The sequence below is a fragment of the Micromonospora sp. NPDC005305 genome (assembly GCF_040607315.1).
Taxonomy (GTDB): Bacteria; Actinomycetota; Actinomycetes; order Mycobacteriales; family Micromonosporaceae; genus Micromonospora.
In genome coordinates this window covers 1-20808 of sequence record NZ_JBEXGL010000023.1, presented here as the reverse complement: position 1 = coordinate 20808, position 20808 = coordinate 1, and the positions used below count along the sequence as shown (strand labels likewise).

Annotated in this window: 20 protein-coding genes; 9 read left to right on the top strand and 11 right to left on the bottom strand. The window is 73.2% G+C overall.

Annotated features, from left to right (window positions below):
- Positions 1-13: 13 nt before the first annotated feature.
- The 5 genes from ABZS80_RS27730 to ABZS80_RS27710 all read right to left on the bottom strand — a co-directional run bounded on the left by ABZS80_RS27730 (position 14) and on the right by ABZS80_RS27710 (position 5119).
- Positions 14-1063 (bottom strand): hypothetical protein, encoded by a 1050-nt coding sequence (locus ABZS80_RS27730; RefSeq protein ID WP_355060359.1) that lies wholly within the window; start codon positions 1061-1063, stop codon positions 14-16.
- Positions 1060-1554 (bottom strand): SigE family RNA polymerase sigma factor, encoded by a 495-nt coding sequence (locus ABZS80_RS27725; protein ID WP_355060357.1) that lies wholly within the window; start codon positions 1552-1554, stop codon positions 1060-1062. The genes ABZS80_RS27730 and ABZS80_RS27725 overlap by 4 nt, the downstream gene beginning before the upstream one ends.
- A 41-nt stretch (positions 1555-1595) precedes the next feature.
- On the bottom strand, positions 1596-3386 hold the full coding sequence (locus tag ABZS80_RS27720; protein WP_355060355.1) for a 3-hydroxybutyryl-CoA dehydrogenase: 1791 nt from the start codon (positions 3384-3386) through the stop codon (positions 1596-1598).
- 123 nt (positions 3387-3509) lie between these two features.
- On the bottom strand, positions 3510-4574 hold the full coding sequence (locus ABZS80_RS27715) for an alpha/beta hydrolase (RefSeq protein ID WP_355060353.1): 1065 nt from the start codon (positions 4572-4574) through the stop codon (positions 3510-3512).
- An 86-nt stretch (positions 4575-4660) separates the two neighbouring features.
- Positions 4661-5119: an FHA domain-containing protein gene (locus ABZS80_RS27710; protein ID WP_355060351.1), complete on the bottom strand. Its 459-nt coding sequence runs from the start codon at positions 5117-5119 to the stop codon at positions 4661-4663.
- Positions 5120-5372: 253 nt separating this feature from the next.
- Here ABZS80_RS27710 and ABZS80_RS27705 point away from each other — a divergent pair, with 253 nt between their 5' ends.
- The gene (locus ABZS80_RS27705) at positions 5373-6875 is read left to right on the top strand and encodes an aldehyde dehydrogenase family protein (protein ID WP_355060350.1); all 1503 of its coding nucleotides are present in this window, start codon (positions 5373-5375) and stop codon (positions 6873-6875) included.
- A 19-nt stretch (positions 6876-6894) separates the two neighbouring features.
- On the opposite strand, the gene nucS is transcribed toward ABZS80_RS27705, so the two are convergent.
- A complete protein-coding gene (nucS, locus tag ABZS80_RS27700; protein WP_262284724.1) occupies positions 6895-7554 on the bottom strand; it encodes an endonuclease NucS in 660 nt (219 codons plus the stop codon).
- Between the two features lie 71 nt (positions 7555-7625).
- Between nucS and ABZS80_RS27695 the strand changes: the two genes are divergently transcribed.
- Positions 7626-8243, top strand: coding sequence for a DUF4126 domain-containing protein (locus tag ABZS80_RS27695; protein ID WP_151460945.1), 618 nt, complete (start codon positions 7626-7628; stop codon positions 8241-8243).
- A 120-nt stretch (positions 8244-8363) separates the two neighbouring features.
- Here the strand turns inward: ABZS80_RS27695 and ABZS80_RS27690 are convergent, their stop codons facing one another.
- Entirely contained in the window at positions 8364-8909 is a 546-nt protein-coding gene (locus ABZS80_RS27690; RefSeq protein ID WP_355060456.1) for a hypothetical protein, read from the bottom strand.
- Between the two features lie 921 nt (positions 8910-9830).
- On the opposite strand from ABZS80_RS27690, the gene ABZS80_RS27685 reads away from it, so the two are divergent.
- Positions 9831-10127 (top strand): DUF1540 domain-containing protein, encoded by a 297-nt coding sequence (locus ABZS80_RS27685; protein WP_151465152.1) that lies wholly within the window; start codon positions 9831-9833, stop codon positions 10125-10127.
- A gap of 180 nt (positions 10128-10307) precedes the next feature.
- On the opposite strand, the gene ABZS80_RS27680 is transcribed toward ABZS80_RS27685, so the two are convergent.
- Positions 10308-12314 carry a protein meaA gene (locus tag ABZS80_RS27680; RefSeq protein ID WP_355060347.1) on the bottom strand — a complete coding sequence of 669 codons (2007 nt, stop codon included), beginning with the start codon at positions 12312-12314 and terminating at the stop codon, positions 10308-10310.
- Between the two features lie 151 nt (positions 12315-12465).
- Between ABZS80_RS27680 and ABZS80_RS27675 the strand changes: the two genes are divergently transcribed.
- On the top strand, positions 12466-13311 hold the full coding sequence (locus ABZS80_RS27675; RefSeq protein WP_355060345.1) for an ABC transporter ATP-binding protein: 846 nt from the start codon (positions 12466-12468) through the stop codon (positions 13309-13311).
- On the top strand, positions 13311-14156 hold the full coding sequence (locus ABZS80_RS27670) for an ABC transporter permease (protein ID WP_355060343.1): 846 nt from the start codon (positions 13311-13313) through the stop codon (positions 14154-14156). The genes ABZS80_RS27675 and ABZS80_RS27670 overlap by 1 nt, the downstream gene beginning before the upstream one ends.
- On the opposite strand, the gene ABZS80_RS27665 is transcribed toward ABZS80_RS27670, so the two are convergent.
- A complete protein-coding gene (locus ABZS80_RS27665; protein WP_355060341.1) occupies positions 14157-15110 on the bottom strand; it encodes a helix-turn-helix domain-containing protein in 954 nt (317 codons plus the stop codon). It abuts the gene before it with no gap.
- A gap of 58 nt (positions 15111-15168) precedes the next feature.
- Between ABZS80_RS27665 and ABZS80_RS27660 the strand changes: the two genes are divergently transcribed.
- On the top strand, positions 15169-16407 hold the full coding sequence (locus ABZS80_RS27660; RefSeq protein ID WP_355060339.1) for an MFS transporter: 1239 nt from the start codon (positions 15169-15171) through the stop codon (positions 16405-16407).
- Between the two features lie 46 nt (positions 16408-16453).
- On the top strand, positions 16454-17266 hold the full coding sequence (locus tag ABZS80_RS27655; protein ID WP_355060337.1) for an alpha/beta hydrolase-fold protein: 813 nt from the start codon (positions 16454-16456) through the stop codon (positions 17264-17266).
- Positions 17267-17306: 40 nt separating this feature from the next.
- Here ABZS80_RS27655 and ABZS80_RS27650 read toward each other — a convergent pair whose 3' ends face one another.
- Together ABZS80_RS27650 and murA are read right to left on the bottom strand one after the other, a co-directional pair.
- Positions 17307-18155, bottom strand: coding sequence for a 3-hydroxyacyl-CoA dehydrogenase family protein (locus tag ABZS80_RS27650; RefSeq protein ID WP_355060335.1), 849 nt, complete (start codon positions 18153-18155; stop codon positions 17307-17309).
- A 77-nt stretch (positions 18156-18232) separates the two neighbouring features.
- Positions 18233-19672, bottom strand: a complete 1440-nt coding sequence (murA, locus tag ABZS80_RS27645; RefSeq protein ID WP_355060333.1) for a UDP-N-acetylglucosamine 1-carboxyvinyltransferase — start codon at positions 19670-19672, stop codon at positions 18233-18235.
- On the opposite strand from murA, the gene ABZS80_RS27640 reads away from it, so the two are divergent.
- Complete coding sequence (locus ABZS80_RS27640) at positions 19671-20243, top strand: cob(I)yrinic acid a,c-diamide adenosyltransferase (protein WP_151465161.1); 573 nt, start codon at positions 19671-19673, stop codon at positions 20241-20243. The genes murA and ABZS80_RS27640 overlap by 2 nt on opposite strands.
- Positions 20219-20638: a VOC family protein gene (locus ABZS80_RS27635; protein ID WP_355060331.1), complete on the top strand. Its 420-nt coding sequence runs from the start codon at positions 20219-20221 to the stop codon at positions 20636-20638. The genes ABZS80_RS27640 and ABZS80_RS27635 overlap by 25 nt, the downstream gene beginning before the upstream one ends.
- Positions 20639-20808: the final 170 nt, after the last annotated feature.

The window sequence follows — 20808 nt, the reverse complement described above, 5'->3', positions numbered from 1 at the left end:
CGGCGAGGCCCGGTCAGGGCCAGGTCTCAAGGCGGGTCGGGTCCTCCGCCAGCCGCGCCCCGGCCAGCAGCGTGCCCGCGTCCGCCTCGGTGAAGCCCTCGCCCGACGCATCGAAGGTGGCCCTCAGCTCCACCTTGGGGACGCCGACCAGGTCGATGGTCCAGCCGTTCGGCGGCACGTACGCCGGCCGGCCGCCGAACGTCCGGTTGGACTTGGCGTTCGTACCGGCCTGCACCGCGTACCGGTACCAGACCGCCATGTGCTGCTCCCGGTCCCCCCGCACGCCGAGCTGCGCGGTGACCAGTCCCGGGTACGAGGAGAGGTCGACCCGGCAGGAGTCGACCGTGGCGTCGGCCGGCAGCGCGTCGAGCCGCACCGGCGCGGCGCACCGGCGAGCCTCGTCCCAGCGGAGCGCCTCGAGGCCGCGGGTGAGCGCGAGCGGGTCCCCACCCGTGATGCTCGCCCGGACGAAGAGGCCCGCCGCAGGGCGGAACCAGGTCAGGTACCCGCTCAGACCGCCGCCCAAGGCCACCCGCTGGATTCCGCCGTCGAAGGCGGGCCTCGGCAGGTCGACCGGGAACCCCTCGATCCCCGCGCCACCGAGGGCCGCCTCGGAGCGGGCCACCTCCACCGTGATCCGCCGCCCGGCCGGGGTCTCGACCCGGATCGACTCGACCTGGTTGTTGCTGACTCCCCAGCCCAGGTACCGGGCCTGCGCCGGGTCGACGCCGAAGTGCAGCACCCGCGGGTCGGTGCCGACCCGGGCCGGGTCGGCGGCCGCCCCGGGCACCCCGTCGGCCCGGGGTGGCACCGGCGGGGCCGCGGTCGCGGGGGTCGCCGCCGTCCAGGGCAGCCGGCCGGTCAGGCCGCTGACGTCGGTGCCGGTCACGCCGGCGAAACCGGCGACGCCGACCAGCGCGAGCGCGGTGCCGGCGGCGACCCGGCGGCGCAGTTGGCGGCGGCGGCCCCGGGCGCGGGACTCCCGGAGCAGGCGGTGGGTGTCGGTCTCCCCCTCGGCGTGCTCCCGCAGCACCGAGGTGATCCGCTGGTCGAGGTCGGTCACGGCCGGCTCCCCTTGGTCGTCGGGACGCCGCAGCGCTCCCGGAGCTGGGCGAGCGCCCGCATCGCGTGGGTGCGGACGGTGACCGGCGAGCAGTCGAGGATCTGGGCGATCGTGGCGTCGTCCAGGTCCTCGTAGTAGCGCAGCACCAGCACGGCGCGTTGGCGGTCCGGGAGGGCGCGGATCAGCCGCCACATCTCGTCCCGGTCGGCCGCCTCACCGCCGAGGTCACCGCGCTCGGGCCGCTCGGCGAAGGTGTCGACGGCCAGCTCCCGGCTGGACCGCCGGCGCCACCACGAGCTGTTCGCGTTGACCAGCATCCGCCGCACGTACACGTCGGGCCGGTCGGCCCGGGCGATCTTCCGCCAGTGCACGTACGCGCGGGCCAGCACGTCCTGGGTCAGGTCCTCGGCGCGGTGCGCGTCCCCGGTCAGCAGCCGGGCCAGGCGCAACAGAGCCGGGCCGCGGCTGCCGACGTACTCCTCGAAGGTCACGCCCTGAAGACGCCGTCAGCGGCCCCCGGCGTTGACCCGGATCAGCGCTTGGTGTGGTCGCGGAACCCGCGGCCGCTCTTGCGGCCCAGGTAGCCGGCGGTGACCAGGTGCTCCAGCAGCGGCGCGGGGGCGAAGCCCGGCTCGCGCAGCTCCAGGTAGAGCTCCCGCTGGATGGCCAGCGAGACGTCCAGGCCGACCACGTCCAGCAGCTCGAACGGGCCCATCGGGTAGCCGCAGCCGAGCTTCATGGCGTAGTCGATGTCGTCGGCGGTCGAGTAGCTGGCCTCCAGCATCTTCACCGCGTCGTTCAGGTACGGGAAGAGCAGCGCGTTGACGATGAAGCCGGACCGGTCGCCGCAGACCACGCCGGTCTTGCCCAGCCCCGCGCAGACCGCCCGGGCCGTGGCGGCGGTCTCCGCCGAGGTGCGGATGGTCTGCACGATCTCCACCAGCGGCATGATCGGCGCCGGGTTGAAGAAGTGCAGGCCGATCACGTCGGCCGGCCGCTGGGTGGCCATCGCCACGTCGATCACCGGCAGCGACGAGGTGGTGGTGGCCAGCACGACGCCCGGCTTGCAGATCTCGTCGAGGCTGGCGAAGAGGGCCTTCTTGACGCTCAACTCCTCGACCACCGCCTCGACCACCAGGTCGACGTCGGCCAGGTGGTCGAGGGTGGCCGACCAGGTGATTCGGCCCAGCGCGGCGTCCCGGTCGTCCTCGCTCAGCTTGCCCCGCACCACACCCTTGTTCAGCGAGGTCTTGACGGCCTCGCAGACCTTGGCGGACTTCTCCGCGCCCCGGGTCACCGAGATGATCTCGTAGCCGGCCTTGGCGAAGACCTCGATGATGCCGGTGGCCATGGTCCCCGAGCCGACCACGCCGACCTTGGCGATCGCCCGGGCGCCGTCGGCGAGCGCGGCGCCCGTGCTCACCGGGGTGTGCTCGTCGGGTACGACCACCGGGGAGCCCGGCTGCTCGTAGGTGTAGAAGCCGCGGCCGGACTTCCGGCCGAGCAGGCCGGCGGTGACCATCTGCTTGATCAGGGGCACCGGGGCGTGCCGGCGGTCGCGGCCGCCGCGCCGGTACATGGTGTCCAGGATCTCGTAGGCGGTGTCGAGGCCGATCAGGTCCATCAGCGCGAGCGGGCCCATGGGCAGGCCGCAGCCGAGCTTCATGGCGGCGTCGATGTCCTCGCGGGTGGCGTACCGGGACTCGAACATGCCGACCGCGTGGTTCAGGTAGCCGAACAGCAGCGCGTTGGCGATGAAACCGGCCCGGTCGTTGATGGTGACGTCGACCTTGCCGAGCCGTGCGCAGAGCGCCTCCACGTCGGCCACCACGTCGGCGGAGGTGACCACGGTGCGGACCACCTCGACCAGCTTCATCACCGGCGCCGGGTTGAAGAAGTGGATGCCGATGACCTGGTTCGGCCGGGTGGTGGCGACCGAGATCTCGGTGACGCTCAGGGAGGAGGTGTTGGTGGCCAGGATCGCCTCGGGCTTGCAGACCCGGTCCAGCTCGGCGAAGATCCGCTGCTTCAGGTCCAGGTGCTCGGGCACCGCCTCGATCACCAGGTCCACCGAGTGCAGGGCGTCCAGCCCGACCTGCCAGTCGATCCGGGCCAGCAGCGCGTCCCGGTCGGCCTCGGCGAGCTTGCCCTTGGCGACGGCGCGGTCGGTGGAGCCGGTGAGGGTGGCTCGGCCGCGCTCCACGGCGGTGGCGGAGATCTCGACGGCCACCACGTCGATGCCGTTGCGGGCGAACACCTCGACGATGCCGGCACCCATGGTGCCCAGACCCACCACACCCACACTGGTGAACTCGCGCGCCACGACCGGCCTCCCTGGTTGACTCCGCCGTCGCCGACATGAACGGCGGCTAAGGTTATGCGCCGGAGTCTGCCACGTGACGCTGCGTTGTCGAGACGCCGTGGGATATTTCACGCACCGCGTCGGTCAGACCCCGGAGGGCACCTCCGTGAGCGCCAGCAGCTCGGCCACGAACTCGGCCGGCCGCTCCAGGTGCGGGCTGTGGCCGCAGCCGGGCAACACCACCTCCCGGTACGTCCCGCCGGCCGCCGCGTACCGGTCGAGCACCGCCCGGGTCTGCCCGACCATCGGCTGCGGCGGGCAGTCCGCCGCGCCCGGCCAGCCCGGCACCATCCCGAGCGACCCCAGGTACGCCAGGTCGAACAGCGAGGTGTCCGAGACGATCACGTCGGCGTCGCCGCGTACCCAGGTCACCGGCCGCTTGGCCGCGACGGCGACCAGCTCGTCGGCGAGCCGGAAGTGGGCGGGCGCCAGCGCGTTGAGCACGCCCCGCTCCCCCGCCGCCATGCCCGGCCAGTGCGCCGAGGCCACCGCCGTGCCGGGGTAGTTGTCCTCGCCGGTGGCGGTGGTCAGCATGCTCTCCAGCAGCAGTTCCTCGTCCCCACCCAGCGACGCCGGGTCGGCCACGTACGCCGAGCGCAGCACGTTGCGCGGGCTGGTCGGGCCGTCGGCGTCCCGGTCGCGCGCCGCCAACCGCGCCACGAAGTCGGCGTTCGCGGTGCCCGCGCCGGTCCCGGCGAAGTCGGGCGTGGTGGGGGTGCCGTCGAGGTCCCGGGTCCCACCGAAGCCGTACGGGGAGACCGGCGCCTCCAGCAGCAGCCCGGCCACCCGGTCGGGGTGGTCGACCAGCAGCCGCATCGCCACCCCACCGCCGAGCGAGTGCCCCACCACCACGGGCCGGGCGCCGGGGGCGAACAGGCCGGGGGCGTCGAGCAGGGCGGCCACGTCGTCGGCGAAGTCGCCGAGGCCCCGGGTGGCGTCGACCGGGGCGGTGTCGGTGTCGCCGTAGCCGCGCAGGTCGGGGGCCACCACCCGGAGCGTCTCCGGCAGCCGGGGCAGCAGTGGCTCCCAGAAGGCGGCGGACGACACGTTGCCGTGCACCAGCAGCACCGGCACGCCGTCCGGCGGGCCGGCCACCCGGACCGCCTGGACGATGCCGTTGGCCCGGACGGTGTGTCGCTCGTTCCCCATCCGCGCATGCTGGCACGGCCGCCCGCGACCGGTCCATGTGGGCCGGCCCCATTCGGGACCGCCGGCCGGTGTGGCCGAACTCAGGGTCAGCGGTGCGCCTCGACCGCCAGCGGCAGCGTGCCGCGCGACTCGACCGGCGTGCGCGGCGAGGGCGGGACCGGCAACGGCAGGGTGGGCCGCTGGTCGCGGCGCGGCTGCCCGAAGCTCATGCCGACCGGGTCGGTGCGGGCCACGCCCGGGTCGAAGAAGCGCAGGTCGGTGCGGCCCAGCCGGATCACGTCGCCGTCGGTGAGCGCCACGCTGCCGACGATCCGCTGGTCGTTGAGCCAGGTGCCGTTGGTCGAGCCGAGATCGGTGAGCACCACCCCGTCGACGGTGGCCTGCACCGTGGCGTGCCGCCGGCTCAGATGCGGGTCGGCGAGCACGATGTTGGCGTTCGGCGCCCGGCCGACCAGCTGTGGATCCCGGCCGACCCGGAAGCTCAGCCCGCGCATCGTCCCACCCGACACCGTCAACAGCGGCATCAGTTCCGGATGCTCCTCCATGGACAGTCGACCTCCACCCCACCGTCGCTCCGCGGCGTCAGCCTGCCACCTCACCGTAATCGGTCCCACCACCGCGCGGTCACCCCCGGGACCCCGGCCGGCCATCTCCTGTTCGCCGTTTCGGCGGGCGCCGCCGGTTCAACCGGCGGCACGTCCGTCGATCCCGCCGACCCCGCGACACCGCCGACCTGGGCAGAGGGTACGGCTCCCGCGGGGCCTACCGGTGAGTAACGCTCGGGTCTAGACTCCGGCCATGACGGCTGTGCGTGTCCCGGGGATCCCGCTCATCGAGGACGGCCGACTCGTGTCGACCAGTCCGGCGACCGGCGCGGAGGCCGGCCGGCTTCCCGTCGCGACCGAGGCGGACGTGCGGGCCGCGGTGGAGCGGGCCCGCACCGCCGCCGACTGGTGGGCCGGGCTCGGCTTCGCCGGCCGGCGCGACCGGCTGCTGCGCTGGCGCGGCGTGCTCGCCCGCCGGATGGAGGAACTGGCCGACCTGGTGCACATCGAGGGCGGCAAACCGGTCGGCGACGCCGTGGTGGAGATCCTCACCGCGCTGGAGCACATCGACTGGGCCGCCCGCAACGCCCGCCGGGTGCTCGGGCCGCGCCGGGTCCGCTCCCGGCTGATCCTCGCCGAGTTCACGGCCCACCTCGAATACCAGCCGTACGGGGTGGTCGGCGTGATCGGCCCGTGGAACTACCCGGTCTTCACCCCGATCGGCTCCGCCGCCTACGCCCTCGCCGCCGGCAACGCCGTGGTGTTCAAGCCGAGCGAGTACACCCCGGCCGTCGGGCAGTGGCTCGTCGACCGGTTCGCCGAGGTGGTGCCCGAGCAGCCGGTCCTCCAGGCCGTGCACGGGCTCGGCGACGTCGGCGCGGCCCTGTGCCGCTCGGGAGTGGCGAAGCTGGCCTTCACCGGCTCGACCGCCACCGCGAAGAAGGTGATGGCCGCCTGCGCCGAGACGCTCACCCCGGTGCTGCTGGAGGCCGGCGGCAAGGACGCCATGATCGTGGACTCCGACGCCGACCTGGACGCCGCCGCCGAGGCGTGCGTCTGGGGCGCGCTGACCAACGCCGGGCAGACCTGCATCGGCATCGAGCGCGTCTACGCGGTCGACCAGGTCTTCGACGCCTTCGTCGACAAGGTGGTGACGAAGGCCGGCCGGCTCACCGTCGGCCCCGACGGCGCCGACATCGGGCCGATCACCATGCCGTCCCAGGTCGACGTCATCCGGCGGCACATCGACGACGCCGTGGCGGCCGGCGGCCGGCCGGTGCTCGGCGGCCCCGAGGCGGTCCAGCCGCCGTACGTGCACCCGACCGTGCTCGTGGACGTGCCGGAGGACTCGGCCGCGGTGCGCGAGGAGACCTTCGGGCCGACGCTGACCGTCAACCGGGTCCGCGACGTGGACGAGGCCGTCGAACGGGCCAACGCCCTGTCGTACGGCCTCGGGGGTTCCGTCTTCGGCCGCAAGCGGGCCGTGGCGGTCGCCCGGCGGCTGCGCTCCGGCATGGCCGCGGTCAACTCGACGCTGACCTTCGCCGGCATGTCCACCCTGCCGTTCGGCGGTGTCGGCGACTCCGGCTTCGGTCGCATCCACGGCGAGGACGGGCTGCGCGAGTTCGGCCGCGCCAAGTCGATCACCCGCCGCCGCGCCCGCTCGCTGCTGCCGTCGATGACCTTCGAACGCACCCCCGCCGACGTCGCCCGCCTGGTCAAGGCCGCCAAGCTGATGTACGGCCGGGGCCGCTGACCACCCCGGCCCGGCCGGCTCAGAACAGGGTCAGCTCGTCGCGTTCGATGCCGCGCAGCTTGTCGTAGTCGACCACCACGCACCGGATGCCCCGGTCGGTGGCGAGCACCCGCGCCTGCGGCTTGATCTCCTGCGCGGCGAACACCCCGGCGACCGGGGCGAGCAGCGGGTCACGGTTCATCAGTTCGAGGTAGCGGGTGAGCTGCTCCACGCCGTCGATCTCGCCGCGCCGCTTCACCTCGACCGCGACCGCGCGCTGGTTGGCGTCCCGGCAGAGCAGGTCGACCGGGCCGATCGCGGTCATGTACTCCCGCCGCACCAGCGTGAACCCCTCGCCGAGGGTCTCCGGGTTGGCCGCCAGCAGCTCCTGCAGGTGCGCCTCGACGCCGTCCTTGCGCAGGCCCGGGTCGACACCCAGCTCGTACGAGGTGTCCTGGAAGATCTCCTCCAGGGTGATGCGCAGCTCCTCGCCGGCCTTGTTGACCACCCGCCACACACCGGGAGCCTCCTCCAGCCGGCACGGCGGGCTCATCCAGTTCAACGGCTTGTAGGCCCGGTCGTCGGCGTGGATCGACACCGACCCGTCCGCCTTCACCATGAGCAACCGGGTGGCCGGCGGCAGATGTGCCGACAGTCGTCCGACGTAGTCCACCGAGCACTTCGCAATCACCAACCGCACCCGACGAGGGTAGCGGAGCACCCGGCAGTCGCCGACGAGCGCCACTGGCGCACCGGTGCGATATTGAGATCGTGCTCGAAGTCCTCACCGGTTCCGGGCTCGCCGCCTCGGCGGGCCTGAACGCCTACATCCCCCTCCTGCTGATGGGTCTGCTCGCCCGCTACACCGACCTCATGGACCTGCCGAGCGGCTGGCAGTGGCTGGGCAACGGCTGGGTCCTGCTGATCCTCGCCGTGCTGCTCGCCGTCGAGGTGGTGGCCGACAAGGTGCCGGTGGTCGACCACGTCAACGACGTGGTGCAGACCGTGGTCCGGCCCACCGCCGGGGGCCTGGCCTTCGGCGCCGGCTCCAGCTCGGAGACGGTGACGGTCAGCGACCCGGACACCTTCTTCTCCACACACCAGTGGGTGCCGGTGGTGGTCGGCGTGCTCCTCGCGCTCGGCGTGCACCTGCTCAAGTCGGCAGCCCGCCCGGTCATCAACGCGACCACCGCGGGCTTCGGCGCCCCGGTGGCCAGCACCGCCGAGGACGCGACCAGCGCCATCATGTCGGTGGTGGCCATCCTGCTGCCGGTGCTCGTGCTGGTGTTCCTGCTCGGGTTCGTGGCGTTCCTCTTCTGGTTCCTGCGGCGGCGTCGAGAGCGCCGTCGCGAACGTCAGGCGGCTCGGGCTGCCGGGTTCCGGGTCTGAGTTCCGCTTCCTTCGTGGTCGCGGTGGGGGCTGGGGGCGAGGGTGACCGCCGTCCTTCACTTCGGATACGCCGCTGGCCGGCACCCCGGTTGTCGGGGTGCCGGCCAGCGGTTGTGTGGGTCAGCTGTTCCAGTGCTGGGCGACGATGTCGGTGGCCTGCTGCTCCCACTGGGCGTAGGCGTCCGGGTAGGCCGAGACCTGCACGGTCTGCGCGGCCTCGGTCAGCGGCATGCTCTCCCAGCCGTCGACCTGCTTCAGGCCCTTGAGGAAGGCGAGGGTGGAGTACTCGGGGTTGGTGATCTGCTCCGGGCTGCCCCAACCGCTGGTCGGGCGCTGCTGGAACAGGCCCAGCGAGTCGTGGTCATTGGCGTCGCCGAGGTGGCCGAGGTTCTCCAGCTTCGACTCCTGCAGGCTCGTGGCGATGGAGATGACCGCGGCCCGCTCGGGCAGGCCGGCCTTCTTCGTCGCCGCGATGATCGCCTTGGCGTTCGCGGTCTGCTCGTCGTTCAGCTCAATCTTCGACTGGGCGCCCTGCACACTCACCGCCACCGGCTTGCTGTCCACCGGGTGGGCGTCGGCGTGGGCGGCGATCGGACCGGCGAAGACACCACCGGTGAAAGCCAGACCAGCAATACCCAGCACACTCTTACGCAGCATCGTGTTCATCACGGATGGCTCCATTCGGGGGTTGGCGCACACGACCGACGGGGGTCGGCGGTGTATCGGTGTGCGCGAGCACCGTCAGGCGCTCAAAGGGAAAGTCTTGGGGGGATCATCCGGCGCGCGGGGCGAAGCCACTTCGCAGCGCCGGGACCATGTACAACGACCGGCCGGCCACCGTCATTCCCGGCCGGGCAGTCCCGCCTCGGCGGGCGGTCGCTGTGGGCCGGGCACCCCGGGAGGCGGGGCGTGGTCCTCGGCCGTTCACCCGGATACAACGACACCGGCCCGCCGGCCATTCCACCGCCGGGATGCCGCCGGTCACCCCCGCAACCGGACACCGCACCCACCTCGGCACCGTCGGTGGAACGCTATGGATGTATCCGGACCCGGGAGACACACATAGCGTTCCACTCACCACCCGCGCAGGGCACGAACCGGACACCCACCCCACACCGAGCCTGCCTGCGTGGGCGGCGGCGCGGCGGCCCGCCCCAACCGTCTCCGCGCCGGCGCCTGTCGAGCTGATGTCGAGAACGACTCAACGGCCAGACGCGGGCCAGGCAGCGCCCGCCCAACCACCGGCCCCATCCAGCAACGCCCCCACCCAGCAACCGCCCCACCAGCCCCGGCCCCACCGAGCCACCCGGCCCACTCAGCCACCCGGCCCACTCAGCCACCCGCCCCACTCAGCCAACGGTCCACCGGCTCGGCCCCCCTTTGCTCTGCAGCCACGGACGCAACACCTCCCCACCGGCGGGCGCTGCGTAAAGGGCTGCAGAGCAAAGGCGGTGGTGGAGCACCTGCCTCCGCTGGGGGGCACGACGGCCGCGGGGCACCCGACCGCATGACCCGGGCCGAGATCGAGGGTGAGGACTGGGACGAACGCCTACGTTCGGGACAGACGTCCAGAGGAGGGCCGGAGAGATGACCGCGTCGATGGAGATGCCCCGGGTCCAGGAGTGCGCCGTCAGGTCCTGCGCCTACAACCACACGAACGACTGCCACGCGTTCGCCATCACGATCGGCAGCAGCGACCACGCGCACTGCCACACCTTCATCGAGCTGCCGGTGCGCGGCGGCGTCGAGCAGCTGATTGCCCAGGTCGGCGCCTGCCAGCGCGCGGACTGCCGGCACAACTCCGACCTGGAGTGTCACGCCCCCGCGATCACCGTCGGCCCCGAGATGGACATGGCCGACTGCCAGACCTACGCGAGCCGCTGACCGGAGCCGCTTCAGACTTCGGGCCGGGCGCAGACCTCGGCCCACCGCAGACCTCGGCCCACCGGGCAGACCTCGGGCCGCCGGGCAGACCTCGGGCCGCCGGGCAGACCTCGGGTCGCCGGGCAGACCTCGGGTCGCCGCAAACCTCGGCCGGCCGCTGACTCCAGGCCGGGCGCCGCCTCAGGACAGGCCGTTGGACTCGCGGATCACGGTGACCAGATCGTCGATGATGCCGGTCAGCGCGAAGTCCTTCGGGGTGAACACGCGGGCCACCCCGGCGGCCCGGAGCGCGTCCGCGTCGCCCGCCGGGATGATGCCGCCGACCACCACGGGCAGGTCGGCCCGCCCGGCGGCGCGCAGGCCGTCCAGCACGGCCGGCACGGCGGCCAGGTGCGACCCGGACAGCACCGAGAGGCCGACGAGGTCGACGTCCTCCTCCACGGCGGCCGCCACGATCTGCCCGGCGGTCAGCCGGATGCCCTGGTAGACCACCTCGAAGCCGGCGTCGCGGGCGCGTACCGCGATCTGCTCGGCGCCGTTGGAGTGCCCGTCCAGGCCGGGCTTGCCGACGAGCAGCCGCAGCCGGCCGCTGCCCAGTTCGCGCGCGGTGGCGGCGACCCGCTCCCGGACCGCGCCCAGGCCGGCGTCGCCGCCGGCGCCGGCCGCCCCGGACAGGCCGGTGGGGGCCCGGTACTCGCCGAAGACCCGGCGCAGCGCGCCGGCCCACTCGCCGGTGGTCACGCCGGCTCGCACGCACTCCAGGGTCGCCGGCATCAGGTTCGTGGTGGTCGCGGCGTCCGCGCGCAGCCGGGCGAGTGCCGCGTCCACGGCGGCCGTGTCCCGGCCGGCCCGCCATTCGCGTACGGCGGTGGTGGCGGCCGCCTCGACGGCGGGGTCGACCTGCTCGATGGCCTCGGCGCCGGCCGCGGTCAGCGGCGACGGCTCGGTCTCGGTGAAGCGGTTGACGCCGACCACCACGTCGGTGCCGGCCTCCATCCGCCGACGCCGGTCGGCCAGCGAGGCGACCAGGGCGCTCTTCAGGTAGCCGGTCTCCACGGCGGTCACCACGCCGCCCATCTCCAGCACCTTCTCCAGCTCGACCCGGGCCCCCGCGACGAGGTCGTCGACCAGCGCGGTCATCACCTGCGAGCCCTCGAACAGGTCCGGATATTCCAGCAGGTCCGACTCGTACGCCAGCACCTGCTGCATGCGCAGCGACCACTGCTGGTCCCAGGGCCGGGGCAGGCCGAGCGCCTCGTTCCAGGCGGGCAGTTGCACGGCGCGGGCGCGGGCGTCGCGGGAGAGGGTGACGCCGAGCATCTCCAGCACGATGCGCTGGATGTTGTTCTCCGGCTGCGCCTCGGTGAGGCCCAGCGAGTTGACCTGGACGCCGTAGCGGAAGCGGCGCTGCTTCGGGTTCTCGACGCCGTACCGGTGGCGGGTGATCTCGTCCCAGAGCGCGCCGAACGCGCGCATCTTGGCGATCTCCTCGACGAAGCGCACGCCGGCGTTGACGAAGAAGGAGATCCGCTGGACGACGTCGCCCATCCGCTCGGCGGGCACCTGGCCGGAGTCGCGCACCGCGTCGAGCACGGCGACGGCGGTGGCCAGGGCGAAGCCGACCTCCTGCACCGTCGTCGCGCCGGCCTCCTGGAGGTGGTACGAGCAGATGTTGACCGGGTTCCACTTCGGCATCTCGCGCAGCGTGTACGCGATGACGTCCGCGGTGAGCCGGAGTGAGGCCGCCGGCGGGAAGATGTGCGTCCCCCGGGACAGGTACTCCTTGATGATGTCGTTCTGGGTGGTGCCGGCGCAGCGGGCCAGCTCGGCACCCTGCTCGGCGGCGACCGTGCCGTAGAGGCCGAGCAGCCACATGGCCGGCGCGTTGATGGTCATCGAGGTGTTCATCTCGCCGAGCGGGATGCCCTCGAAGAGGGCCCGCATGTCGCCGAGGTGCGCCACGGGCACGCCCACCCGGCCCACCTCGCCGGCGGCCAGCTCGTGGTCCGGGTCGTAGCCCGTCTGGGTGGGCAGGTCGAAGGCGACCGACAGCCCGGTCTGCCCCTTCGCCAGGTTTCGGCGGAAGAGCGCGTTGGTGGCCGCGGCGGAGGAGTGCCCGGCGTAGGTGCGCATCACCCAGGGCCGGTCGCGCTCCGGCAGCCGCCCCGAAGGAGCCTTCTCGTCCATGGCCGGAGTTTAAGTTACCGTTCAGTAAAACGGGCTGTGGAAAACCACACAGGTCCATGGAGCGGACCGACGGGCACGAGCGGCGCGGCATGGGCGACACCACCACACCCCGGGCCGCCGCCCGGCCGGCCGGAGTCGCACACTGGACGTCATGGATGACGAGCTCGCGATCTCCGTACGGGGGCTGCGCAAGGCGTACGGCGACAACCTCGCGGTGGCGGGGGTGGACCTCGACGTCCACCGCGGCGAGGTGTTCGCCCTGCTCGGCCCGAACGGCGCGGGCAAGACCACCACGGTGGAGATCCTGGAGGGCTACCGGCGGCGCGACGCCGGCGAGGTGCGGGTGCTGGGCGCCGACCCGGCCCACCCGGACTCGGGCTGGCGCTCCCGCGTCGGCATCGTGCTCCAGGGCACCGGCGAGTTCGACGAGCTGACCGTCGCCGAGGTGGTCCGGCACTTCGCCGGCTTCTACCCCGAGGCAGACGACCCCGAGAAGGTGATCGAGCGGGTCGGGCTGGGCGCCAAGGCCCGGGCGCGCACGCACACCCTCTCCGGTGGGCAGAAGCGCCGGCTCGACGTGGCGCTGGGCATCGTCGGCCGCCCCGAGCTGCTCTTCCTCGACGAACCCACCACCGGCTTCGACCCGGAGGCCCGGCGCGAGTTCTGGGACCTGATCCGGGACCTCTCCGCCGCCGGCACCACCATCGTGCTCACCACCCACTACCTGGACGAGGCCGAGGCCCTCGCCGACCGGGTCGGTGTGATCGCCGCCGGCCGGGTGGTCGAGGTGGCCCCGCCGAACCGGCTGGGCAACCGCCAGGAGGCGCTGGCGACGGTGTCCTGGCGTACCCCCGAGGGGACGCCGGAGACGGCGGAGACCGCGACGCCGACGGCGCTGGTGGCGGAGCTGGCCGCGCGCTTCGGCGGCGAGGTCCCCGGCCTCACGGTGACCCGGCCGACCCTCGAAGACGTCTACCTGCGGATGATCGGACACTGATGACCACCACGACGAAGCCGGCCGCCCCGGTCGCCGCCGCCCGAGGCCGCCGGCCGGGCGGGGGCGCGCTCGCCCTGCGGCAGGGCCGGCTGGAGATCACCCAGTTCCTGCGCTCCCGGGAGTCCGTCGTCTTCACGATGGGCTTCCCGGTCATCATGATCCTGATCTTCGCGGCGATCTTCAACGACGAGATCGCGCCCGGCGTCAGCTACACGCAGTACTTCATCACCGGCATGATCGCGACCGGCCTCATGACGGTCAGCTTCCAGAACCTCGGCATCTGGATCCCCATCGAGCGGGACCGTGGCGTGCTGAAGCGCTACCGGGGCACCCCGATGCCGAAGTGGGTGTGGTTCGCCGGCAAGGTGCTCATGGTGGTGGCCATCGGCATCGCGGAGACCGCGCTGCTGCTCGCCGTGTCGGTGGCGCTGTTCGACCTGACGCTGCCCGACACCGCCGCCCGCTGGCTCACCTTCGGGTGGGTCGCCGTCCTCGGCGTCACCGCCTGCACCCTGTGCGGCATCGCCATCTCCTCGCTGGCGCGCACCGCCCGCAGCGGCTCGGCCGTGGTCACCCCGGTGGCCCTGGTCCTCCAGTTCATCTCCGGGGTGTTCTTCGTCTTCACCAGCCTGCCGAGCTGGATGCAGCAGGTCGCCGCGCTCTTCCCGCTCAAGTGGATGTGCCAGGGGCTGCGGTCGGTCTTCCTGCCGGACAGCTTCGGGGCGCAGGAACCGGGCGGCTCGTTCGAGCTGGGCCGCGTCGCCCTGGTCCTCGGCCTCTGGTGCGTGCTCGGCCTGGTGCTCTGCCTGACCACCTTCCGCTGGACCACCAAGCGCGACGGCTGATCACCCGCCGGCGACGAGCGCGGCGCCGAGCGGCGTACGCCAGTAGAGCACCTCGCGGCCGGACCGCCGCTTGCCGACCGCGCCCGCGTCGAGCAGCACCCGCAGGTGATCGCTCACCGTGCCGAGGGACAGCCCGGTCACCACCACGAGCTGCGAGGTGCTCAGCGGCGCGTCGAGCCGGGCCAGGATGTCGGCCCGGTTCGCGCCGACCAGCCGGGCGAGACCGTCGGGTGCCGGTGAGGTGGGGTCGACCAGGATCCCGCGCGCCGGATACACCATCCCGAACCGGGTCGGCATGTCCCACAGCACCCAGCCGCGGCGGCAGTGGGCCGGCAGGAAGACCAGTTGCTCGGCCGCGTGCAGCGACACCGGCGGCTCCGCGTAGTCGTTGACCTGGAGGCGGCCGTCACCCAGCCACCGCACGTTGCGGTTGATGTCGGCCAGCGCCCCGGCCCAGCCGTGAGTGCTCAGGGCGGCGGTGCGGGCCACGATGTCCGCCCGCAGCCGGCGTTCCCGCTCCGGCCACTCCGGTGCGACGGTGTGCGTCCAGATCCACTGGAGGAGTTCCACCACCTGCCCGGTGAGCCCGTCCGCCAGCAGCTCGGTCGCGAGCGGTCCCGGGCGGGTGGCACGCAGGTCGGCGCGGATCCGCTCGTCGGACAACCTCTCGACGGCCGCCAGCTCCGCCGGGAACGTCGGGTCCGCTGAGGCGGGCGCGATGGTGAGGAAGTCCGCGATCCACCGGAGGTTGAACGACGCCGACACCAGCGCCCGGGCCACCGGCCGGGCGGCCAGCATCCCCCGGAAGGCGTCGACGTGCGGTCGTCGCCACGCCTGCTCCCACGGGACATGCGGGAAAAGGAGCGCCTTCAGCGCCCCGACCGTGTCGGCCATCGGCGAGACCGTGAACCGGCTCCGCGCGACCAGGTCGGGTGGCACCTGCCAGACGCCCACGTTTCGCCTCCAGACGTAACTCTATGGGATCCGCCGGGCGCCTACGGACCATGCCCGGGTGAGAACCTACGCAGAACTGTTCGCGGTCCGGGAGTTCCGCAACCTGTTCCTGGCCAACTGCGCCGGGATCGCGGCGCACACGACGTCGGCCCTGGCCCTCGGCGCGTTGACCTACGCGGCGACCGGCTCGGCCCTGCTCACCGCGCTGAGCATGTTCGGCGCGCCGCTGGCAGGGGTCCTCGGCAGTCTGACGTTGCTGTCCGCCGCGGACAGCGTGCCGCCCCGTCGGGCGCTGACCCTCGCCGCCCTGCTGGCCACCGCCGGAGCGGCGCTGCAGGCCGTGCCCGGACTGCCGCTGTGGGCCCGCTTCGCGGTCATCTTCGTCAACGCGTACGTCGGCTCGGTCGCCGGTGGCGCCCGCTGGGCACTGCTCACCGACATCGTGCCCGTCGACGCCTACGTGCTGGCCCGGGCCACGATGAACACCAGCGTCGGCGTCATGCAGATCGCCGGGTTCGGGCTGGCCGGCGTCCTGCTCGTTTGGCTGAGCCCGTACCAGGTGTTCCTGCTCGCCCTGGTCCTGCGGGCGGTGTCCGCGGCGGTGGGCTGGCTCGGGCTCGCCGAGCGTCCCGCCCGGGCCACCGGGCGGGTGACGGTCGCGCGCACCCACCTCGTCAACCGGACCCTCTGGGCCGACCCCGGTCGCCGGTCGCTTCTCCTCAACCTCTGGGTGCCCGGCGGCCTGATCGTCGGCTGCGAGGCGCTGTTCGTCCCGTACGCGGGCGACCGCGCCGGCTTCCTGCTCGCCGCCGCCGCCCTCGGCATGCTGGTCGGGGACGTGGTGGTGGGGCGCTTCCTGACGCCGGCCCGCCGCGAGCGGTGCATCCACCCGCTGCGGCTGCTGCTCGCCGTCCCGTACCTGGCCATCCTGCTGTCGCCTCCGCTGCCGGTGGCCATGGCCGTCGCGCTTGTCGCGTCGGTCGGCTACGCCGCCACACTGCCGTTGCAGGAGCGGCTGATCGCCCACTCACCGCCCGAGGCCCGTGGCCAGGTGCTCGGCCTCCACGGCAACGGCATGCTGGCCGCGCAGGCGGTGTGCGCCGCGCTCGCGGGGGCGGCCGCCGACCTCGTCGCGCCGTCCCGTGCCGTCGCGCTGGTGGCCGCGGCGGCGTTGGCCGCCACCGTCGCCCTCACCCCCGGCCTGCGCCGGACCGCACCCGGCCCCGCCCGCCTGCCCCGCCCGAGCGCTGGCGACTCCGGCGAGCCGACCAGGTCGGGGCCGGCCACGGCCCGGTGAACGACGGCCGCCCCGGCGGTCACCCGCGGGTGGCACACTCGCCGGCATGGCGCACATCCTGACCCGGCGCACGCTGTTGACCGCCGCTGCCGGCGTGGCCGGCGTCGCGGTGGTCGGCGGGCTCACCGCCCGGCAGCTCGCCGAGCCCCGGCCCGGGCCGGGGCCCGCCGTGCCGGACGTGCCGGCCGGGGACGAGCGGCTGATCCGGATCGCCTCCGGGGCCCGCGCCCGCGAGGTGGACTTCTGGACGGCCGTGCCCGAGGGGTACGGCGACGGCCGCGGCCTCCCCGTCTGCCTGGTGCTGCACAGCGCCTCCGCCACACCCCGGGACTACGGCCGGTTCGGGCTGGCCCGGTTCCTCACCGAGGCGGTACGCCGCGGCGCCCCGCCCTTCGCGCTGGCCGGGGCCACCGGCGGCCGGCTCTCCTGGCGCCGCTCCGGCGCCGACGACCCACAACGGATGGTCCGCGAGGAGCTGCCCACCTGGTGCGCCCGGCGCGGCTTCGACAGCAGCCGGCTCGCCGTCTGGGGCTGGTCGATGGGTGGGTTCGGGGCATTGCTGCTCGCCGAGGCGTACCCGGAATGGCTGCGCGCGGTGGCGGCCTTCTCCCCCGCCGTGCGCCCGGGCGACGCGGTCTTCACCGGTGCGGACCGGCTGCGCGGCACCCCGGTCGGCCTCTGGTGCGGCCGGCAGGACAACTTCCTCAAGGACGTCCGCGCCCTGGCCCGGGCGCTGCCCGAACCCCCGGTACGCGCCGCCTGGGCCGACGGCCGGCACAACTTCGCCTACTGGGGCACCGTCATCCCCGACGCGTTCGCCCTGCTCGGCGCGGCCCTCACCCCGCCCCGGAAAGCGTGACGCCCCCGACCGGGGTGGCCGGGGGCGTCAGGCGCAGGGATCAGTAGCTGTAGAAGCCCTGGCCGGTCTTGCGGCCCAGGTCACCCGCGGTGGCCATGCACTGCAGCAGCTCCGGCGGGAAGAACTTCTCGTCGGCGGTGTCGGTGTAGATGTTCTTGCTGGCGTTGAGCAGCACGTCCACGCCGGTCAGGTCGACCGTGGCCAGCGGGCCCATGGCGTGGCCGAAGCCCAGCTTGCACGCCGTGTCGAGATCCTCGGCGGAGATCACGCCGGACTCGACCAGCTTGACCGCCTCCATGGCGAGGGCGCAGATCAGCCGGGTGGTGACGAAGCCGGCGATGTCCCGGTTGACCACCACGACCGTCTTGCCGATCTCCTCGGCGAACGTCTTGGCCGTGGCGAGGGCCGTGTCGCTGGTCTTGTAGCCACGGACCAGCTCGCAGAGCTTCATCATGGGCACCGGCGAGAAGAAGTGGGTGCCGACGACCGACTCCGGGCGCTCGGTGGCGGTGGCGATCTGGGTCACCGGGATGGCCGAGGTGTTGGTGGCCAGCACCGCGTCGGACTTGCAGATCTTGTCCAGCGCGCGGAACACCTCGTGCTTGATCTCGACCTTCTCGAACACCGCCTCGACGACGATGTCCGCGTCGGCCGCCGCCTCCAGCTCGGTGGTCGGCGTGATCCGCGCCAGGGTCGCCTCGACCTCGGACGCCTCGATCTTCCCCTTCTCGGCGAACTTCTGAAGCGACTTCCGGATGCCGTCGACGCCCCGCCGGGTGGCCGCGTCGTCCAGGTCGCGCAGCGTCACCTGCCAGCCCGCCTGCGCCGCCACCTGGGCGATGCCCGAGCCCATCAACCCGGCACCGACGACCGCGAGTCGACCCGCCATCTGCTTCTCCCTCGCTGCGAATGAGTGTCTCCGAGCACCCTAATCCGCGAGGCTGAACGACTGCTAAGGCGGCCCTCTCAGATGGCGAGGTCGGGCTCCTCGGGGGCGGTGCCGCGCTCCACCTCGACGCCGAGGGCCCGCAGGTCCGCCACGAAGTCCGGGTAGCCGCGGTCGACGTGGTGCACGTGCGAGACCTCAGTGACCCCGTCGGCGCACAGCCCGGCGATGATCAGGCCGGCCCCGGCCCGGATGTCGGTGGCGCGTACCGGGGCGCCGGAGAGCCGCTCGTGGCCGCACACCAGGGCGTGGTGGCCGTCGGTCTTGATGTCCGCGCCGAGCCGCATCATCTCGTTGGCGAACATGAACCGGCCGTCGAAGATGTTCTCGGTGATCAGGGACCCTCCGTCGCTGATCGCGGCCAGCCCGATCGCCATCGGCAGCAGGTCGGTGGCGAAGCCCGGAAAGGGCAGGGTGACCACGTCGACGGCCTTCGGCCGGTCGTCCATGCGTACCCGGAAGGCCCCGCCCCGGGTCTCCACCAGGCCGCCGGCCGAGACCAGCTTGTCCAGCGCGACCTCCAGGTAGCCCGGGTCGACGCCGGTCACGGTCACGTCGCCGCGGGTCATGGCAGCCGCGAACGCCCACGTCCCGGCGACGATCCGGTCCCCCACCGTGGCATGCCGCACCGGGCGCAGCTCGGGCACCCCGACGATGTGCAGGGTCGACGTGCCGGCCCCCTCGATCCGGGCGCCCATCCGGTTCAACATGGTGCAGATGTCGACGATCTCCGGCTCCCGCGCCGCGTTGTCGATCGTCGTGGTGCCCCGGGCCAGCACGGCCGCCATCACCAGGTTCTCGGTGGCGCCGACGCTCGGGAAGTCCAGCAGGATGTCCGCGCCGTGCAGCCCGTCCGGGGCCTCGGCGATGACGAAGCCGTGCTCGCCGGAGATCTCCGCCCCCATCCGGGACAGCCCGGCGATGTGCATGTCCAGGCCGCGCGAGCCGATGGCGTCCCCGCCCGGGTGGGCCACCCGCACGTACCCCCGGCGGGCCAGCAGCGGGCCGAGCACGCAGATCGACGCGCGCAGCCGGCGGACCAGGTCGTAGTCGGCCTCCGCGCCCGGCTGTTCCGGCACGTCGATCACCACCGACCGGGACCGTTCCACCCCGCCGCGCGCCACCATGGGGTCGACCGGGTCGTCGGCGGCGAAGCGTACGGCGCAGCCGAGCCGGCGCAGCACCTCGCCCATGATGGCGATGTCGGTGATCCGGGGAACGTTGGTGATCACGCTGCGCCCCGGGGCGAGCAGCGCCGCCGCCATCAGCTTCAACGCGGAGTTCTTCGCCCCGACCACGTGCACGGTGCCGGCCAGCCGGGCCTCACCGGGCACCCGGATGACGTCGACGTCGTTGACCGCCGGGTCGCCGGCGTCGCCCGGCCCCACCCCGGCCGGCCAGGCCGTGCGGGCCGGCCGCGCCGGGATCGTCAGGTCCGGGATCCGTAGGCTGTGCGTCATGGCCGTCCACCTCACGCGCATCTACACCAAGGCCGGCGACGCCGGCATGACCAGGCTGAACAACAACGAGCAGGTGCCGAAGACCGATCCGCGGATCGCCGCGTACGCGGACGTGGACGAGTGCAACGCCGCGATCGGCGTCGCGCTCGCCCTCGGGCAGCTCCCCGACGAGCTGCGGGCGGTGCTGCAGTCGATCCAGAACGACATGTTCGACGTCGGCGCGGATCTGGCGACGCCGGTGGAGCCGGACCCGAAGTACCCGCCGCTGCGGGTCACCGAGGAGTACGTGGAGCGCCTTGAGGGCTGGTGCGACGAGTACAACGCGCGCCTGAGCAAGCTCGACTCCTTCATCCTCCCCGGCGGCACCGCTGGCGCGGCACTGCTGCACGTGGCACGGACGACCGCCCGGCGCGCCGAGCGTGCGGGGTGGGCGCTGGTCGCGCACGATCCGGACCGGACCAGCACGCTCCCGGCAAAGTATCTCAACCGGCTCTCCGATCTGCTCTTTATCCTGTCAAGAACGGCAAATCCGGACGGGGATGTGGTATGGGTGCCGGGCGGCAAGCGCTGACCGTCGGGGCGCTGCACCACGTGGAGGTGTGGGTACCCGATCTCGCCGCAGGCAGGCGTAGTTGGGGCTGGCTCCTCGGCGAGCTGGGCTGGACGCCGTACCAGGACTGGCCGGCCGGCCGGTCCTGGCGGCTCGGCCCGACCTACCTGGTCCTGGAGGAGTCACCGGCGCTCACCGGGCGCACGCACGACCGGTGCGCGCCGGGCCTCAACCACCTGGCCTTCCACGCCGGCCCGGCGGCCGCCGTGGACCGGCTGGTCGCCGCCGCGCCGGGACACGGCTGGGAGCTGCTCTTCCCGGACCGCCACCCCCACGCCGGCGGCCCGCAGACCTACGCCGCCTACCTGTCCGACACCCAGGGGTACGAGGTCGAGCTGGTCGCCGACGCGGGCTGAATACGCCGCTGGCCGGCACCCCGTGTTCGGGGTGCCGGCCAGCGGTTGTTTCTGTCAGCTGTTCCAGTGCTGGTGGACGATGTCGGTGGCCTGCTGCTCCCACTGGGCGTAGGCGTCCGGGTAGGCCGAGACCTGCACGGTCTGCGCGGCGTCGGTCAGCGGCATCTTCT

What these genes read in the sequence shown, in the direction of transcription:
- ABZS80_RS27715 (WP_355060353.1), bottom strand. Translation starts at nt 4,574, where the DNA reads ATGGGGAACGAGCGACACACCGTCCGGGCCAACGGCATCGTCCAGGCG.
- ABZS80_RS27710 (WP_355060351.1), bottom strand. Translation starts at nt 5,119, where the DNA reads ATGGAGGAGCATCCGGAACTGATGCCGCTGTTGACGGTGTCGGGTGGG.
- ABZS80_RS27705 (WP_355060350.1), top strand. Translation starts at nt 5,373, where the DNA reads ATGACGGCTGTGCGTGTCCCGGGGATCCCGCTCATCGAGGACGGCCGA.
- ABZS80_RS27690 (WP_355060456.1), bottom strand. Translation starts at nt 8,909, where the DNA reads ATGAACACGATGCTGCGTAAGAGTGTGCTGGGTATTGCTGGTCTGGCT.
- ABZS80_RS27685 (WP_151465152.1), top strand. Translation starts at nt 9,831, where the DNA reads ATGACCGCGTCGATGGAGATGCCCCGGGTCCAGGAGTGCGCCGTCAGG.
- ABZS80_RS27680 (WP_355060347.1), bottom strand. Translation starts at nt 12,314, where the DNA reads ATGGACGAGAAGGCTCCTTCGGGGCGGCTGCCGGAGCGCGACCGGCCC.
- ABZS80_RS27675 (WP_355060345.1), top strand. Translation starts at nt 12,466, where the DNA reads ATGGATGACGAGCTCGCGATCTCCGTACGGGGGCTGCGCAAGGCGTAC.
- ABZS80_RS27670 (WP_355060343.1), top strand. Translation starts at nt 13,311, where the DNA reads ATGACCACCACGACGAAGCCGGCCGCCCCGGTCGCCGCCGCCCGAGGC.
- ABZS80_RS27655 (WP_355060337.1), top strand. Translation starts at nt 16,454, where the DNA reads ATGGCGCACATCCTGACCCGGCGCACGCTGTTGACCGCCGCTGCCGGC.
- ABZS80_RS27650 (WP_355060335.1), bottom strand. Translation starts at nt 18,155, where the DNA reads ATGGCGGGTCGACTCGCGGTCGTCGGTGCCGGGTTGATGGGCTCGGGC.
- ABZS80_RS27640 (WP_151465161.1), top strand. Translation starts at nt 19,671, where the DNA reads ATGGCCGTCCACCTCACGCGCATCTACACCAAGGCCGGCGACGCCGGC.
- murA (WP_355060333.1), bottom strand. Translation starts at nt 19,672, where the DNA reads ATGACGCACAGCCTACGGATCCCGGACCTGACGATCCCGGCGCGGCCG.
- ABZS80_RS27635 (WP_355060331.1), top strand. Translation starts at nt 20,219, where the DNA reads ATGGGTGCCGGGCGGCAAGCGCTGACCGTCGGGGCGCTGCACCACGTG.